This is a genomic window from Arthrobacter sp. TRD_SC_6 (assembly GCF_055361185.1).
In genome coordinates this window covers 808,217-823,538 of record NZ_CM143953.1, presented here as the reverse complement: position 1 = coordinate 823,538, position 15,322 = coordinate 808,217, and the positions used below count along the sequence as shown (strand labels likewise).

At 63.3% G+C, this 15,322-nt stretch carries 14 protein-coding genes; 12 read left to right on the top strand and 2 right to left on the bottom strand.

Annotation, left to right across the window (positions count from 1 at the left end; translation table 11 throughout):
* The first annotated feature begins 266 nt into the window (after positions 1-266).
* From ACWA1U_RS04010 to ACWA1U_RS03985, 6 genes are all read left to right on the top strand, one after another.
* The gene (locus tag ACWA1U_RS04010) at positions 267-581 is read left to right on the top strand and encodes a hypothetical protein (RefSeq protein WP_463724063.1); all 315 of its coding nucleotides are present in this window, start codon (positions 267-269) and stop codon (positions 579-581) included.
* Between the two features lie 257 nt (positions 582-838).
* On the top strand, positions 839-2,086 hold the full coding sequence (mshA, locus tag ACWA1U_RS04005; RefSeq protein WP_463724062.1) for a D-inositol-3-phosphate glycosyltransferase: 1,248 nt from the start codon (positions 839-841) through the stop codon (positions 2,084-2,086).
* A 36-nt stretch (positions 2,087-2,122) separates the two neighbouring features.
* The gene (locus ACWA1U_RS04000) at positions 2,123-2,899 is read left to right on the top strand and encodes a phosphatase (RefSeq protein ID WP_463724061.1); all 777 of its coding nucleotides are present in this window, start codon (positions 2,123-2,125) and stop codon (positions 2,897-2,899) included.
* A 108-nt stretch (positions 2,900-3,007) separates the two neighbouring features.
* Positions 3,008-4,696 carry a formate--tetrahydrofolate ligase gene (locus ACWA1U_RS03995; protein ID WP_463724060.1) on the top strand — a complete coding sequence of 563 codons (1,689 nt, stop codon included), beginning with the start codon at positions 3,008-3,010 and terminating at the stop codon, positions 4,694-4,696.
* A 107-nt stretch (positions 4,697-4,803) separates the two neighbouring features.
* The gene (tdh, locus tag ACWA1U_RS03990) at positions 4,804-5,847 is read left to right on the top strand and encodes an L-threonine 3-dehydrogenase (protein WP_463724059.1); all 1,044 of its coding nucleotides are present in this window, start codon (positions 4,804-4,806) and stop codon (positions 5,845-5,847) included.
* Between the two features lie 11 nt (positions 5,848-5,858).
* Entirely contained in the window at positions 5,859-7,052 is a 1,194-nt protein-coding gene (locus ACWA1U_RS03985) for a glycine C-acetyltransferase (RefSeq protein ID WP_463724058.1), read from the top strand.
* Between the two features lie 4 nt (positions 7,053-7,056).
* Here the strand turns inward: ACWA1U_RS03985 and ACWA1U_RS03980 are convergent, their stop codons facing one another.
* The gene (locus tag ACWA1U_RS03980) at positions 7,057-7,545 is read right to left on the bottom strand and encodes a DUF2306 domain-containing protein (protein WP_463724057.1); all 489 of its coding nucleotides are present in this window, start codon (positions 7,543-7,545) and stop codon (positions 7,057-7,059) included.
* A gap of 79 nt (positions 7,546-7,624) precedes the next feature.
* Between ACWA1U_RS03980 and ACWA1U_RS03975 the strand changes: the two genes are divergently transcribed.
* Positions 7,625-8,239: a MerR family transcriptional regulator gene (locus ACWA1U_RS03975; protein WP_463724056.1), complete on the top strand. Its 615-nt coding sequence runs from the start codon at positions 7,625-7,627 to the stop codon at positions 8,237-8,239.
* Between the two features lie 100 nt (positions 8,240-8,339).
* Here ACWA1U_RS03975 and ACWA1U_RS03970 read toward each other — a convergent pair whose 3' ends face one another.
* On the bottom strand, positions 8,340-9,425 hold the full coding sequence (locus ACWA1U_RS03970) for an inositol-3-phosphate synthase (RefSeq protein WP_463724055.1): 1,086 nt from the start codon (positions 9,423-9,425) through the stop codon (positions 8,340-8,342).
* 178 nt (positions 9,426-9,603) lie between these two features.
* On the opposite strand from ACWA1U_RS03970, the gene ACWA1U_RS03965 reads away from it, so the two are divergent.
* From ACWA1U_RS03965 to ACWA1U_RS03945, 5 genes are all read left to right on the top strand, one after another.
* The gene (locus tag ACWA1U_RS03965; protein WP_463724054.1) at positions 9,604-11,070 is read left to right on the top strand and encodes a hypothetical protein; all 1,467 of its coding nucleotides are present in this window, start codon (positions 9,604-9,606) and stop codon (positions 11,068-11,070) included.
* Positions 11,067-12,161, top strand: a complete 1,095-nt coding sequence (locus tag ACWA1U_RS03960) for a lipid II:glycine glycyltransferase FemX (RefSeq protein ID WP_463724053.1) — start codon at positions 11,067-11,069, stop codon at positions 12,159-12,161. The genes ACWA1U_RS03965 and ACWA1U_RS03960 overlap by 4 nt, the downstream gene beginning before the upstream one ends.
* A gap of 2 nt (positions 12,162-12,163) precedes the next feature.
* Entirely contained in the window at positions 12,164-13,618 is a 1,455-nt protein-coding gene (locus ACWA1U_RS03955; RefSeq protein WP_463724052.1) for a phytoene desaturase family protein, read from the top strand.
* A gap of 94 nt (positions 13,619-13,712) precedes the next feature.
* Positions 13,713-13,991: an NUDIX domain-containing protein gene (locus ACWA1U_RS03950; RefSeq protein ID WP_463724051.1), complete on the top strand. Its 279-nt coding sequence runs from the start codon at positions 13,713-13,715 to the stop codon at positions 13,989-13,991.
* A 375-nt stretch (positions 13,992-14,366) separates the two neighbouring features.
* Positions 14,367-15,269, top strand: a complete 903-nt coding sequence (locus ACWA1U_RS03945) for a DNA/RNA non-specific endonuclease (RefSeq protein WP_463724050.1) — start codon at positions 14,367-14,369, stop codon at positions 15,267-15,269.
* Positions 15,270-15,322 lie beyond the last annotated feature (53 nt).

Sequence of the window (15,322 nt, the reverse complement as noted above, 5' to 3'; positions counted from 1 at the left end):
AACGTAGAAACGGAGGTGGGATAAGTGATTAATCTTTTGCTCAGCGGCAAGAAGCCCAAGCGAACCTACCCAGCCTCCGTCGTTTTCGCGCATTGATTTCCTGCTGAAACTGACTCTCTCCCTTTAGTTTTTCCTGGGATAAGTCTCTCTTTCACCACTTTGTGTGTCAGGCGGAACCGCCTTTTGTTGTCGTGCGCCCTGCGCTCGAGATCCGGGTCGAATCCCGGCTTGTTTCAACCCATTCAACACAAACCCAGGAGATACCCATGCCTGATCTGCAGGTGCTTTCCGCCCCCATTTCCAACGAGCGCACCTCGGCCAAGGTCGATGCACAGCCGCGTTCGCACGGGGAATTCATCATGTCCGGCAACCTCACCCGCCTTGACGGCTCCGTCTTGGAGCCCGTCGATCCTGCAGCGGTGATGCCTGACTTCATGCAGCGAGAGGAGGTGCACACCATGATCCAGAAACTCAGAGACAGCGTTTCCTTCTGGAAACGAATACAGGAGTCCCGCGTCGATAACGCCTGGGATAACGCCCAGTCGTATGCATTGCCCCAACATCATCTGTTCATCAAGTAGCAGGTCAGCTCAGCAATCAGCGGCAGTGAAAGATCAGAACCGCCGTTTCCAATCGACCGCGAGGAGGACCTGATGCAAGTCATCACGCCCACCAACAGAGAAGCCCGCGCTTCCCAGCGCGGGCTTCCGCCTTTAACGGGTGGACCGCTGGAGGGGGTTCACGGAATGCAGAGGCTGTTCTACGCGTTATATGGTCGAAAGTGGTCAACGGGCAACCGCAGAACGAGCCCGCAACAATAAAGCTGAAGGGAGCGGCCGTGGCGCCCGTGAAACGTGTGGCAATGCTCTCGCTTCATACGTCTCCCTTCGACCAGCCCGGCGGCGGCGATGCCGGGGGAATGAACGTTTACGTCCGGTCAGCGGCTCTCGAGCTCGCGAAGGTGGGGATCGACGTCGAAATCTTCACCCGCGCCGCTGCGGATGACCAACCCCACACCGAGGCTCTTGGGCCTGGTGTTCTGGTGCGCCACATCATCGCAGGCCCCACGCGGAGGGTCCCCAAGGAAGTACTTCCCCGCCTGTCCGACGACTTTGCGGATGCCATCGGCGACGTTACCGACCTCCTGGCCGAGGGTCACTTCGACATCATCCACTCCCACTACTGGGTTTCGGGAATAGTTGGCCTCACGGTCGCCAGATCGCTCAACCTTCCTCTGGTGCACTCGATGCACACCATGGCCAAGGTCAAGAACCTCAGCCTTCACGCCGGCGGCACCCCGGAGCCCGCCGAACGCGTCGAGGGTGAGCAGTCCATCGTCGACGGCGCCGCCCGGCTGATCGCCAACACCAGTACCGAGGCCGCCGAACTTGAATCCCTCTACGGTGCGCATCCCGAGCGCGTGGACGTAGTGGCACCCGGCGTCGACCTGGGAACGTTCAACTCCCTGGACCGGACGCGCTCGCGCAAACGGTTGGGTTTCCCCCGGCATGCCTTCCATATTGTGTTCGCGGGCAGGATCCAGAAACTCAAGGGCCCGCATGTGCTGGTTGAAGCGGTTGCCGAGCTGCGTGCCCGCCGTCCCGACATCCCGTTCCAGGTCAGCATTATCGGTTCCGGCAGTGGTTCCGAGGCACTCGAACTGCAGCCGCTGATCAACCGGCTTGGACTTCACGACAGGGTGCGGCTCTATCCGCCCGTCCTCCCGGCGCAACTCGCGCACTGGTTCCGGGCGGCCGACGTCGTCGTCATGCCTTCCTATAGCGAGTCTTTCGGCCTGGTGGCCCTGGAAGCACAGGCCTGCGGGACTCCCGTGCTCGCCGCCAATGTGGGCGGACTGCCGCAGGCCATCAGCAACGGGCGCACCGGCATCCTTGTCGATGGGCACGGGGCGGGGTTGTGGTCAGCTGCGCTGGAAGCACTGCACGACGACGGCGGCATGCGGAGGGCGCTCGGCTCCAAGGCCGCTGTCCATGCCCTCGCCTTCGGTTGGCAGCGCACCGCGCTGTTCACCGCGCAGACCTACCGGACCGCCGTCGAGCAGTTCCAGCCGGCGCCGGCGCTCTAGCATTTTCAGGCCTGGGAGTCTGCATAGTATGGGCTGGTGACTCCTGCCATCCCGACAGCCGAAGAACTTGCCGCATACCTTGATTCAGTAGGTATTACGGGAGATGTTGCCACTCCGCGGCAGGACAACCTTCGCCATATGCGCCTGTTCCTCGAGGGAAATGAGCACCTTGAATTCGGCGTGCAGTTGACGCGCGAGTGGACGTTCGATGAAGTTTTCGCCCTGATGCACGAGCGGGTGGGAACCAGCCCTGATCCTGAGCTGCTGGAGGGCCAGGACACTATCGATGCGCACAAATGTGTGGCGGCACTCGACCGGCTGGCCGGTGTTTTGGGTGAGGCAGTTCGCGCGCGGCGGCGGATACTCTTCGCGACGGGACACCCCGCCGGCCTGCTCCCCGTGCACGCCGCGCTTGCTGCTGCGGCCGAGCGTTCCGGGGCCACTGTGGTCCGCGTGCCCGAAGGCCAGCGGTTCCGCGAGGGAGATATCCGGCAGCTTTTCGGTGTTCTGGCCTGGCATGAGCACGGCAACCTGAGGCACACCCATTACCCGGAACCCATGCGCCTCAGCCTTGAACTGCTCGCTGCGCAGGATTCGCTGCCCGAACTGGTTGTCGCTGACCATGGTTGGGCGGGTCAGGCAGCTTCGGCGGGCATACCCACTGTGGGATTCGCGGACTGCAATGATCCGGGACTGTTTGTCTCCGAAGCCCAGGGGCAGCTTGAGGTCGCGGTGCCGCTGGATGACAACGTTTGCCCGGGGCTGTATGAGCCGATGACGCGCTACATCCTGGGCCGGGCGGGGCTTGCCTAGACCCCGTTGGCCCCACCGCGGGCCTTCCGTGTGCGCTGGTAGATTGAGGTTGGGCCCAGACCAGGGCCGCTCGCAGTCCAGCCACCACCATCGGAGGGATCGAAGACAATGACGTCTGCCCCTACTCCAGTTTCCGACCTCGACATTGCCCGGGCGGCAAACATTCGTCCCATTGAGGAGATCGCCGCGACGGCCGGCATCCCTCTCGAGGCGCTTGAGCTATACGGCCGGTACAAGGCCAAGATCGACGTCGCGCGGTTGCCCGAGACTCAGCGGCCAGCCGGCAAGGTTGTGCTGGTCAGCGCGATGAGCCCCACTCCGGCCGGTGAAGGAAAGTCCACCTGCACGGTTGGCCTGGCCGATTCTTTGGCCCGGGCCGGCCAGCGCGTGATGATCGCACTGCGCGAACCCTCACTCGGCCCAATCCTAGGCATGAAGGGCGGAGCCACCGGAGGCGGTTACTCCCAGGTGCTGCCCATGGAAGACATCAACCTTCACTTCACCGGTGACTTCCACGCCATCACCAGCGCGAACAACACCCTGATGGCGCTGGTGGACAACCACATCTACCAGGGCAACGAGCTCAATATCGACCCGCGGCGGATCACCGTCAAGCGGGTCCTCGACGTCAACGACCGCGCCCTGCGCGAAGTGGTGATCGGGCTCGGTGGGCCGACTCAGGGCACTCCCCGCCAGGACGGGTTCGACATCACGGTTGCCTCCGAGGTGATGGCGGTCTTCTGCCTTTCGACGGGTTTGTTTGACCTCAAGGAACGGCTTGCGCAGATCACCATCGGCTACACCTACGACAGGAAGCCTGTGACCGTTGGCGACCTTCGGGTTGAGGGTGCGCTCACCCTCCTGCTGAAGGACGCCATCAAACCGAACCTCGTCCAGAGCATTGCGGGCACTCCGGCGCTGGTTCATGGCGGCCCATTCGCGAACATCGCCCACGGCTGCAACTCGATCATCGCAACTCAGACCGCTGCCCGGCTTGCCGACGTCGTCGTGACTGAAGCGGGCTTTGGAGCCGACCTGGGTGCCGAGAAGTTCATGGACATCAAGGCGAGGTATGCGGACCTCGCTCCAGACGCCGTCGTCGTGGTCGCCACCATCCGCGCGCTGAAGATGCACGGAGGGGTCGCCAAGGAGAACCTCCGCGAGCCCGACGTCGGGGCACTCGAGGCGGGGGTGGCAAACCTCAGCCGCCACGTACGCAACGTCGAGAAGTTCGGAATTACGCCGGTGGTGGCGATCAACCGGTTCACCACGGACACGGAAGAAGAACTCGCGTGGCTGCTCCAGTGGTGTGCGGGTGAGGGGATCAGCGCCGCCGTCGCTGACGTGTGGGGGAAAGGTGGCGGTGGCGACGGCGGTGATGACCTGGCTGCTGCAGTGCTTTCTGCTCTGGACGCGCCGCGGCAGTTCAGGCATCTGTACCCGCTTGAGCTGCCTGTGGAGGAGAAGATCCGCACCATTGTCCAGGAAATCTACGGGGCAGACGGTGTGGAGTTCTCGGTTCCTGCGCAACGCCGGCTCGCCGAGATCCGGGCCAACGGCTGGGACCGGCTTCCGGTGTGCATGGCCAAGACGCAGTACTCGTTCACCGATGACGCCTCACGCCTCGGTGCGCCGAAGGGGTTCACCATTCACGTGCGGGACCTGATTCCCAAGACCGGGGCAGGGTTCATCGTCGCACTCACGGGGGCTGTCATGACCATGCCCGGACTGCCGAAGGAACCGGCGGCCCTGCGGATGGACGTCGACGACGACGGCGGCGCTGTCGGGCTGTTTTGATCCGCTCGCTCGCGCGCGCCGACCTATACTGATCTGTGCCATTGCACTACTGACATTGAACGACCTGACACCGCACGACTGACACCGCACCACTGAAGGGACAATGCGTGAAGGCGCTTTACAAGCCGGGGCCGCAGGCAGGCTTCGAACTGGTGGAACGGCCCGAACCGAACCCTGGCCTGGGTGAGGTGAAGATCCGGGTCATGACCACCGGGATCTGCGGTACGGACCTCCACATCGAATCCTGGGATGCCTGGGCGGCCGGGATCATTGAGGCGCCGCTGATTCCAGGGCATGAGTTTTACGGGGAAGTGGTGGAGCTCGGCGAGGGCGTTCATGATGTGCGCGTCGGCGACCGCGTGTCGGGTGAGGGTCACATTGTCTGCGGGATCTGCCGCAACTGCCGTGCGGGGCGGCGTCAGATGTGCATCCGGACGGTGAGCGTCGGTGTCCAGCGTGACGGTGCATTCGCCGAATACGTGGTGATCCCCGAGACGAACGTGTGGGTCCACTCGAACGGCGTCACGCCTGAGCTCGGTGCCATTTTCGACCCGTTCGGTAACGCGGTCCATACCGCGTTGAGCTTCCCGCTGGTCGGTGAAGATGTGTTGATCACCGGAGCTGGCCCGATCGGGCTGATGGCCATCGCCGTCGCCCGTCACGCTGGTGCCAGAAAAATCGCGATCACCGACGTTTCCCAGCCGAGGCTCGAACTGGCGAGGGCGATCGGCGTGGACCTGGCGATTGACGTGAGCAAGATGCGCATTGACGAGGCTCAGCGCGAACTGAACATGCGGGAAGGGTTCGACATTGGGCTCGAGATGTCCGGCCACCCCACAGCGCTGCCCGAAATGATTGACAACATGAATCACGGCGGGCGGATCGCCATGCTTGGCCTGCCCTCGCAGGACATCACCATCGACTGGGGCAAGGTGGTCACGCACATGCTCACCCTTAAGGGTATCTACGGACGCGAGATGTTCGAGACCTGGTACGCAATGAGCGCCATGCTCCAGTCCAACCGTGCCCTGCGCGACGCCGTGGCGAGCGTCGTCACTGACGTCCTGCCGGCGTCGGACTGGAAGAAGGGCTTCGACACCGCGCGTGACGGACGCAGCGGCAAAGTTGTCCTTGACTGGACTGCAATTTAGAGGAGGAACGCATGTTTGCATCAGTAAGGGATCAGCTTCAGTCCGAACTGCAGGAGATCCGGGAGGCCGGCCTTTACAAGCGGGAGCGCACCATCTCTTCGCCGCAGGCCAATTCGATCCGTGCGGCCGTTGGCGGCGGGGAAGGCGCCGAGGTGCTCAACTTCTGCGCCAACAACTATCTTGGACTGGCTGACCATCCTGACATCATTCAGGCTGCCAAGAGTGCGCTGGACGAGCGCGGCTTCGGCATGGCCTCGGTCCGGTTCATCTGTGGCACCCAGGACCTCCATCTGGAACTCGAGCGGCGGGTCTCGGAGTTCCTGGGCGCTGAGGACACCATCCTTTTCTCCTCCTGCTTTGACGCGAACGGCGGGGTGTTCGAGTCCCTTCTCACCGCTGAGGACGCGGTCATTTCCGACGCGCTGAACCACGCCTCGATCATCGACGGTATCCGGTTGAGCAAGGCGCAGCGCTTCCGCTACGCAAACCGGGACATGGCGGACCTCGAAGCGAAGTTGCAGGAGGCGTCCGGCGCCCGCCGTCGTCTGGTGGTGACCGACGGCGTGTTCTCGATGGACGGGTACCTCGCTCCGCTGAAGGAGATCTGCGACCTGGCCGAGCGGTACAACGCCATGGTGATGGTGGATGACTCGCACGCGGTCGGTTTCATGGGTTCCACTGGGGCCGGCACGCCGGAGCACGCTGGGGTATCCGACCGCGTGGACATCTACACGGGCACCTTCGGCAAGGCGCTCGGCGGCGCATCGGGCGGGTACGTATCCGGGCGTCGTGAGATCGTCGAGGTGCTGAGGCAGCGTGCAAGGCCGTACCTGTTCTCGAACTCGCTCGCGCCGTCGATTGTGGCCGCGACGCTCACCGCTCTTGACCTGGTGCAGAACAGCGCTGAGCTGCGGGCAAAGCTGGGCGAAAATGCAGCGCTGTTCCGCCGCCGCATGACCGAGGAGGGTTTTGACCTTCTCGAGGGCGAGCACGCGATCATCCCGGTGATGTTCGGTGATGCCGTGGTCGCAGGGAAAGTTGCCGACGTCATGCTGGAGCATGGCGTGTACGTTGTGGCGTTCAGCTATCCGGTGGTGCCCAAGGGTGCAGCGCGGATTCGCGTCCAACTCTCGGCGGCGCACAGTGCGGAGAACGTAGAAGCCTGTGTTGCGGCGTTCGTTGCCGCACGGGATGCGGTGTCCTAGCCTTTCAGGCCTGCACTTTGGAAGTCTCCACTTTTGGGGTCTTCCTGCCCTGCGGCCTGACGGCCAGGTACAGTGCGCCGGCGGTAAGGAGCACGAGGACGGAGACGACGACGGCGGTGGCCGGGTTATCTGCGAGCAGTCGCGGAATGGCCCGGCCGGGCGCGGTTGCCGCGAAAGCGAACGCTATGGCTATGCCGATGTAGCTGCCGATCATGTTGGCCCTGTGGGCGACGATGTTGCGGCGGATCGCTGAAATCAGCCCGAGGGTCACAGTAACAATGGTGAAAGCGGACAACCCGTGCAGCCAGCTGAACTGGCCGTCGGTGACAATCCAGAAGCTGCTGACACAGACGAAGTACATGGCGATGACCCAGGTGTAGCCGATGATTCGGTGGGTACGGTCCCGCCGCCGCCGGAAGATGTTGAGCGGCCCAAGGACCAACACGTACAGCGCGGCAATCACGTGGGCGACGATAAGCGGGCTCCATTCCATGCCCTTAGGATAGGACGACTATCCATTTCTGTATATCAAGATAGTTCCGGCCGCTGCGCTATCCGAGGGAGGCCCGCCCATGCAGTTGAAGGAGCTGTGCGAACTCAGCGAAGTGAGCGCTGCAAGCATCAAGTTCTATCTCCGGGAAGGCCTTCTGCCCAAAGGCGATGAAGTGCATGCCACTCGTGCCGAGTACGGTCCCCGCCACGTTGAGCGGTTGAAGCTGATAGCGGGGCTGCGATCGGTTGTCGGCCTGAGCCTAGCGCAGATCAAGGTGTTGGCAGGCCTGATTGATGACCCCTCGGTCCCGCAGCTTGAGCTGCTGAGCCGGACCCACGCGATGGTGCTCGGGGCGCCCGCCGCGGCCCTGCCCGATCACCCTGTCATCGCTGAACTGATTGCGGCACAGGGTTGGCCGGATGAGCACACAGACGCCCGCAACCTCGTCAACGCGACCCTCAGCGACCTGGAGGCGATGGGACAACCAGCGAGCGCCGACGTCGTGCGTGGTTACGCGCAGGCAGCCGACCTCGTGGCGAGGCAGGACCTCGGCACGCTGGGTTCGGCGGAGAGCAGGGACGAGTCGGTTTTGATTGTGGCTGTTGGTGTCCGCGCCTACAGCAAACTGTTGGCCAGCCTGGTGGCGTTGGCGCAGGCATCGCACAGTATCCGCCGGCTCAGTGGCGGGGACTGATTTCCGCGGGGGCCGCCGTCGTGAGTTGGTTGGCGCCGCAAACGACGACGGCGCCTCCCCGGCCTTTTTGCCAGGGGGCGCCGTGTCAACGGTTCTGGGACTACCGCTCAATGTCGCCGCGGATGAAGGCTTCGACCTTTTCCTTGGCGATGTCGTCGTTGTACTGCTCTGGTGGGGACTTCATGAAGTAGCTCGATGCTGAGAGGAGTGGCCCACCGATGCCGCGATCAGTGGCGATCTTGGCGGCTCGGATCGCGTCGATGATCACGCCGGCCGAGTTGGGGGAATCCCACACCTCGAGCTTGTACTCGAGGGAGACGGGGGCGTCTCCGAAGTTGCGGCCCTCGAGGCGAACGAATGCCCATTTGCGGTCATCAAGCCATGCAACGTAGTCGGAAGGGCCGATGTGGACATCATCGGCGTGCATTTCTGCAGAAACGTTCGACGTGACGGCCTGCGTTTTGGAGATCTTCTTCGACTCGAGGCGTTCGCGCTCAAGCATGTTCTTGAAGTCCATGTTTCCGCCGACGTTCAACTGGTATGTGCGGTCCAGGGTGACGCCGCGGTCTTCGAACAGCTTGGCCATCACGCGGTGGGTGATGGTGGCACCGATCTGGCTCTTGATGTCATCGCCAACGATCGGGACGCCAGCTGCTGTGAACTTGTCGGCCCATTCCTTGGTGCCCGCAATGAAAACGGGGAGCGCATTGACGAAGGCAACCTTCGCGTCGATGGCGCACTGTGCGTAGAACTTGGCCGCGGCGTCAGAGCCGACCGGCAGGTAGCAGACCATGACGTCTACCTGTGCGGCTTTCAGCTCGGCGACGATGTCCACGGGCTCAGCATCTGACTCGACGATGGTTTCGCGGTAGTACTTGCCCAGGCCGTCGAGGGTGTGGCCGCGCTGCACTTTGATTCCGCTGGGCGGGACATCGGCGATCTTGATGGTGTTGTTCTCACTGGCCCCGATCGCATCGGCGAGGTCGAGTCCAACCTTCTTGCCGTCGACGTCGAATGCCGCCACGAACTGGACGTCATTGACGTGGTACTTGCCGAATGCCACATGCATAAGACCAGGAATGGTGGCCGCTGGGTCTGCATCCTTGTAGTACTGAACGCCCTGCACCAGGGATGCTGCGCAGTTCCCTACTCCGACGATGGCTACCCGTATGGGGTTAGTTCCCACTGTTCTCCTCATTTACACACAATTTATGGCTGTTCAAGCCCCGGAGCTTGTGACATGGCCCCTGCCTCCGGCGAATCCACAGCTAACACAGTCTACTTGCAATTGGGAACGCCTGCGGAGTCCTGCCCATTCCCTGTGCGTCTGCCAAACTTCGCAGTGGCCGTCTACGCTGACGACTATGGAGCACGAGGAAAGCAGCCGCCGTCCTGTGGGTATCTCAGTGCCCACCCGCAAGGATCCCCTGCTTAGTCGGCTCACCGAGGGGGTAGGCGGTCCCCTCGGGAGGTACGCCGCACCCGGGATGGTGAGGGTGGGCCCGTTCACAGTCGACCGGGTTCTTGTTTTGCTCACGATTGCGGCGGCACTCCTCGCAGTATTGGTCAAGAACCAGTGCCGAGTGGATGGCTGGGTGACGCCAGTGCAGTTCTACCGGGCCTGCTACTCGGACTGGACCGAGGCTTTTCAGTTCCAGGGCCTTGGCACCGGAGTCTTCCCCGTGCTGGACTCAGCGTCGACTTTCGACGGGCCGGTGCTGTTGGGGTTGCTGGCTGGGCTGACTGCCCTGGTGGTGCCCGGCGCTGATTCGGAGGTGGTGCAGTCAGCGGCCGTAGTGCGGTATTTCGATGTGAATGCGGTGCTGATGGCGATCGCCTGGATAGGCACCGTCGTCGCAACCGCCCGGCTGGCGAGCCGGCGTCCATGGGACGCAGCAGTGGTGGCCGTCGCTCCTATTGCAATCCTTGCCGCCCCCTCCGGGTGGGCAATGGTCGCCGTGGTGCTGGGAGCGACCGGGATGCTTGCCTTCGCGAAGCGCCGACCGGTCCTTGCCGGGGTGCTGTTGGGTCTGGGCAGTGGTTTCAGCGTTCATGTTCTCCTGATTTTCGCCGCCATCCTTTTGCTTGCGGCGCGGACGGGCTCCTGGCGGGCGGCGTTGCTTGCTGGAGCCGGCGTTGGATCGGTTGGCCTGTTAGTTACCGTCACTCTCGGGCCCTGGGGCGGTCTGCCGTGGGAATATGACCCGGCGCGCATAGATGTATCTTCATCGGTGTGGGCGGCCTACAACATCCTTGCCGAGCGGGTGGGAGCGCCTGTTCTGACCACGGAAGCGGTGGGCATTTCCGCCGTCGTCGCCTTTGTGGTTCTTGCTGTGTTGTTGGCGCTGCTGGTCACGAAGGCACCTACGCGGCCGCGCCTCCCGCAAGTGGCCCTCCTGTTGGTCGGCGTTCTGGTTTTGGTTTTGCCGGACTACCGGCCGGAGTTCGCGTTGTGGCTCCTGCCATTACTGGCACTCTCGTATGTCGACTGGAGAATGTTTCTGGTGTGGCAGCTCGCCGAGGTGCTTCACTGGTGGGCGTACTGGATGTACATCGCGCGGCAGGCGTCCTCGGGCGCAGTTGAGAACAACATCGACTCCCCGTACTACGCGGCCGCCATCCTGGTCCGTCTCGCTGTTACCGGTTATCTCTTGTACCGGGCGGTGGACCACATCCTTGAGCCGGCGTTGGATCCGGTCCGCAGGCTCGGCATTGACGATCCGGCGGGTGGACCTTTCAACGGCGCGCCCGACCAGCCGCTGGCCCCTCCGGTAGGGTTGAAATCGTCAACTTCCGGCACGGAAGAACCCGCACCGAAAGATCCCACGTGACCCTTCCCGTCCTCCGCAGCGAGCGTCTCACCCGCGAGGCCTTTGAGGCGCTGGCGTCGGAACATCCCGACGTCGTGATCCCCCTGGAGCAGACGCCGCAGTGGGCTGATTTCGAGCGGAGCCTCGGGCGTGAGCCGTACGGGATCTGGGCCTATTACGACGACGGCGGCAAGCCGGTTGCGCTCATGAGCCTCCTTCGGGTTCGCCGCAGGTTCCGGGAGTCACTCGTGGCGGTCAACGGCCCGGTGTGGATCAGCGACCGAACTGCCGACGCCGAAGTTCGCCTTATGCGCACTGTGCAGGACCAGTTCTCCCGTGATCCGGGAACTCACCCGCTGTACGTCCGCATGCAGGTTCAGTACCCTCAACTGCCTGCCGAAGGGCCCATTGAGCACGGGTGGTATGAGCGGGAGATTGTCGTCGACCTCACGCCGACCGAAGACGCGATCTTCAAGTCATTCCGCCCTAACGCCCGGAACAGTATCCGGCGCGCACAGAAGTCCGGCGTAGAGGTCCGTGAGATCGGGCGAGCTGACTGGGTAGGTACCTTCCGGCGGGAGCTTTACCCGATCCTGCAGGAAACTGCCGAAAGGGACGGATTCTCCAGCTTCGCTCCGGAGTACTACGAGAAACTGCTTGAGCAGCTCGGCGACCACCTCCGGCTGATGGTCGCCTATGCGGACGGCCTGGCCGTGAGTTGGCTGATCACCACCGAATTCCGCGGCTACTCGGTGTACTACTTCGCAGGCAGCTCCCACGAGGCCCGCAAGACGTTCGCTCCCTATCTGCTGCTGTGGGAGGCGTTCAAGGTACTCAGGGCCGCTGGCAACACGGCCTGTGGGCTGACCGGGATAGTCAGTGAGAACTACCCGCAGTTGATCAACGTGACCACCTTCAAGCGGAACTTCTCCAAGAACGTGGTGCACATCCCAACCACGTATGACGTGCCGCTCAACTCGACAAAGTATTTCCTGGTGTCCTCGCTCCTGAAGGCTCGAAGGACAGGCCCGGGGAAGGTGCGTGCACTGCTGATGGGGGCGGCGTCCTCGTTATCCAAACTGCGCGCCCGCCGTTCGGGAGATCGGAGCTAGCCATGGCTGACGTCGCGATTGTTGGTGCCGGACCGAACGGGTTGGCGGCCGGCGTCGTGATGGCCAGGGCTGGGCTCAGCGTCGAGATCTTCGAGGCGGAGCGGACCATTGGCGGCGGTTCGCGGACCATGGAGCTGCTCGAACCCGGTCACCTGCACGACATTTGTTCAGCCGTGCATCCGATGGCGTTGGCATCTCCGTTCTTTCGGGAGTTCGGCATTGTGGACCGGGTGCAGTTTGTGGTTCCGGAGCTTTCCTACGCCAACCCGCTGGATGGCGGGAGGGCTGCGCTGGCGTACCGGGATCTTGGGCGGACGGCGCTGGGCCTTGGACGGGATGGGACGGCCTGGCGCAGGCTGATGCGCCCGTTGGTCCAGCACATCGACGGCGTGGTTGCGACAGGCCTGAACCAGTTCCTGCGGGTGCCGTCTCACCCAATTGCGGCTGCTTTCCTGGGCTTGGCGACGCTGGAGCAGGGGTCGCCGCTATGGAATCTTCGGTTCTCCACTGATGAAGCGGCTGCGCTCTTCACGGGTGTTGCAGCCCATGCGGTGGCGTCGCTGCCCACGCTCGCATCGGCGGGAGCCGGCCTGACGCTCGGGGCACTGGCCCATGCGGTGGGTTGGCCGATCCCCGTGGGCGGTTCGCAGTCGCTGGTCACTGCGATGGCCGACGACATCCGTGCACACGGTGGGGAGATTCATGCCGGACACCGGATTGAGTCGCTGGGTGAGCTCGACGGCGCACGGGCCGTCCTGCTCGATGTGTCCCCGCCGGCGCTGGTGGCCCTTGCGGCGGGCCGATTGCCCACGCGGTACGCTGCCGAGCTTGAGCGGTTCAAGTTCGGGGATGGCGCCTGCAAGGTCGATTTCATTCTTTCGGGTCCTGTCCCGTGGGCGAACCCCGAAGTGGGTGCCGCCGGAACGGTACATGCAGGTGGATCAAGGGCTGAGGTAGCGGCGTCCGAAGCTGAGGTGGCGGCTGGGCGTCACCCCGAGAATCCGTACGCGCTGGTGTCGCAACCGTCGGTGTTCGATTCCAGCCGCGCACCTGACGGACGCCACATCCTCTGGACTTACTGCCATGTCCCCAACGGCTCCACCCAGGACATGACTGAAGCGGTGGTGCGGCAGATCGAGAGGTTCGCGCCCGGGTTCCGGGACGTCGTCGTACAAACCCACACGACGACGGCGGCAGAGATGGAGCGCCACAACGCCAACTATGTGGGCGGTGACTTCAGCGGCGGTGCCGTGACAATTCCGCAGTTGCTTGCGCGGCCTTCTTTCGGGCCGAACCCGTGGCGGACACCGGTGAAAGGTGTGTACCTATGTTCAGCGTCCACGCCGCCGGGGCCTGGAGTTCACGGGATGGGTGGATATCACGCCGCGCGGTTGGCGTTGAAGGACGTGTTCGGGCTTGGAATGCCGGGACTGGCACCGTCCCGCTTTGCTTCATGACGGCGCCGCACATTGTTGCGGTGGGTATTCTCGTGTCTGCCGGGCGCGTGCTGGTAGCGCTCCGGAGTGAGTCGAAGCGTTGGTATCCCGGGGTGTGGGACTTTCCCGGGGGCACGTTGAAGAAGGGGAGACCCCTGGCGAGGCGCTCCGGAGGGAGTTGGCCGAAGAACTTGGCATCGATCCCGTGGTTCCTGCAAAGGCTTTCTGGTCTTTCAGCGGTGAGGATCCGGGTGATCTTGAGGGGCACGTCTTTCTGATCGAGCGTTGGGAGGGCGCTGTGCGCAACACCGCCCCCGATGAGCACGACGAATTGCGCTGGGTCTCCGCCGGTGAAGCGCGGCGACTTGATCTAGCCCACCCTGGCTCCAATTGATCCGCGCGGTGCTTTCAAACCTACGGGCCTCAGCCCTCAACATTGGAACGGCGGCGGCTGGGTGGTGTAGGTCTGCCCCGCCGGTGAGGTTGCAGTGATGACGCCTGGTTGGTCCTGGCGGTAGCTCCAGTCACCGTTGGTCTTGTACATACCATCAGGTGCCTACTCCAGCACCACTCGGCTTGGCCTTTCAGCGTTTTCGGCCGAATCAGTCGAACCCTAGTGCCGCCGGATCCTGGCATTGAAACGAAAGGGTCGCTGTTGGGCCCGACATCCGCACGGCCAAGCGGACAGTCAGCCGTACCGGACCGTAAACACCCCAGAACCAACCCGGCCGTTCACCGTCCTGTCACCTGCTGCTGCTACCGTCCACGCATGAATGAGCTGCTGCCCGAACTGCGCACCAACGGCGCTGAGAATCTCTCCGACCGCACCGGTTTCGACGAGGAGTTCCTCGGCAAGTCCGTTCCCGTGCCCACCCTTAGCGGCGTCGACACGATTCTGCTGGCCTACAGAAATTTCTCGGTCCTGATGCGCCCTGACAAGCGTCTGGCAGCGATCACCGCGCTGGGAATCGACGGCGGAAAGCTCATGGATCTGGACCGGTCCGGAATCGACTGGCGGCTCGATCCGCGGCTGAACGAAGACCAGCAAACCGGTGAGCGGGTCTACGCCCAAAATGACATTGACCGAGGCCACCTTGTCCGGCGTGCGTCCGCTGTCTGGGGCGACACCGTCGCCGAAGCTTCACAGGCCAACGAGGACACCTTCCACTACACCAACGCCGCTCCACAGGCGGCGACCTTCAACCAAAGCCTCGAGCTCTGGCTAGGCCTGGAGACGTACCTGCTCGAGAACGCCGCAGACTACGCCCGGCGTCTGATTGTCTTCACCGGCCCAATCTTCAGCGATCTCGACCCTGTATACCGGGGAGTGGAAATCCCCCTGCGGTACTTCAAGGTTGCCGTCTTCCTCCAGGACGGCGACCTCGCCGCCACTGGATACGTGGTTGATCAGACACCCGAACTGGAGAGGCTCCCCGAGGTGCCACAACCGGGAGCAACCGAAGACGGCGACGCACCTCCGCTGGGCCCCTTCCGCACCTTCCAGGTGCCCATCCGCGACATCGCCCTTCTCACCGAACTGGACCTCGCACAACTGACCGCCGCGGACCGCATGCCCATCGCCACCCAACTGCCGACAGCTGGAGTCACCTCGGCCTGGCGCGAGCTCACCAGCGCCGAAAGCCTTGACCTGGACTTCGACCTCAAAGACTGAGGAGATACCCCCACGGAACATCCGTTCACCTAGCGGTGTTGAACCCGGGAGGA

What these genes read in the sequence shown, in the direction of transcription:
- ACWA1U_RS03965 (WP_463724054.1), top strand. Translation starts at nt 9,604, where the DNA reads ATGGAGCACGAGGAAAGCAGCCGCCGTCCTGTGGGTATCTCAGTGCCC.
- ACWA1U_RS03995 (WP_463724060.1), top strand. Translation starts at nt 3,008, where the DNA reads ATGACGTCTGCCCCTACTCCAGTTTCCGACCTCGACATTGCCCGGGCG.
- ACWA1U_RS03985 (WP_463724058.1), top strand. Translation starts at nt 5,859, where the DNA reads ATGTTTGCATCAGTAAGGGATCAGCTTCAGTCCGAACTGCAGGAGATC.
- ACWA1U_RS03945 (WP_463724050.1), top strand. Translation starts at nt 14,367, where the DNA reads ATGAATGAGCTGCTGCCCGAACTGCGCACCAACGGCGCTGAGAATCTC.
- ACWA1U_RS03955 (WP_463724052.1), top strand. Translation starts at nt 12,164, where the DNA reads ATGGCTGACGTCGCGATTGTTGGTGCCGGACCGAACGGGTTGGCGGCC.
- ACWA1U_RS04010 (WP_463724063.1), top strand. Translation starts at nt 267, where the DNA reads ATGCCTGATCTGCAGGTGCTTTCCGCCCCCATTTCCAACGAGCGCACC.
- ACWA1U_RS03975 (WP_463724056.1), top strand. Translation starts at nt 7,625, where the DNA reads ATGCAGTTGAAGGAGCTGTGCGAACTCAGCGAAGTGAGCGCTGCAAGC.
- ACWA1U_RS03980 (WP_463724057.1), bottom strand. Translation starts at nt 7,545, where the DNA reads ATGGAATGGAGCCCGCTTATCGTCGCCCACGTGATTGCCGCGCTGTAC.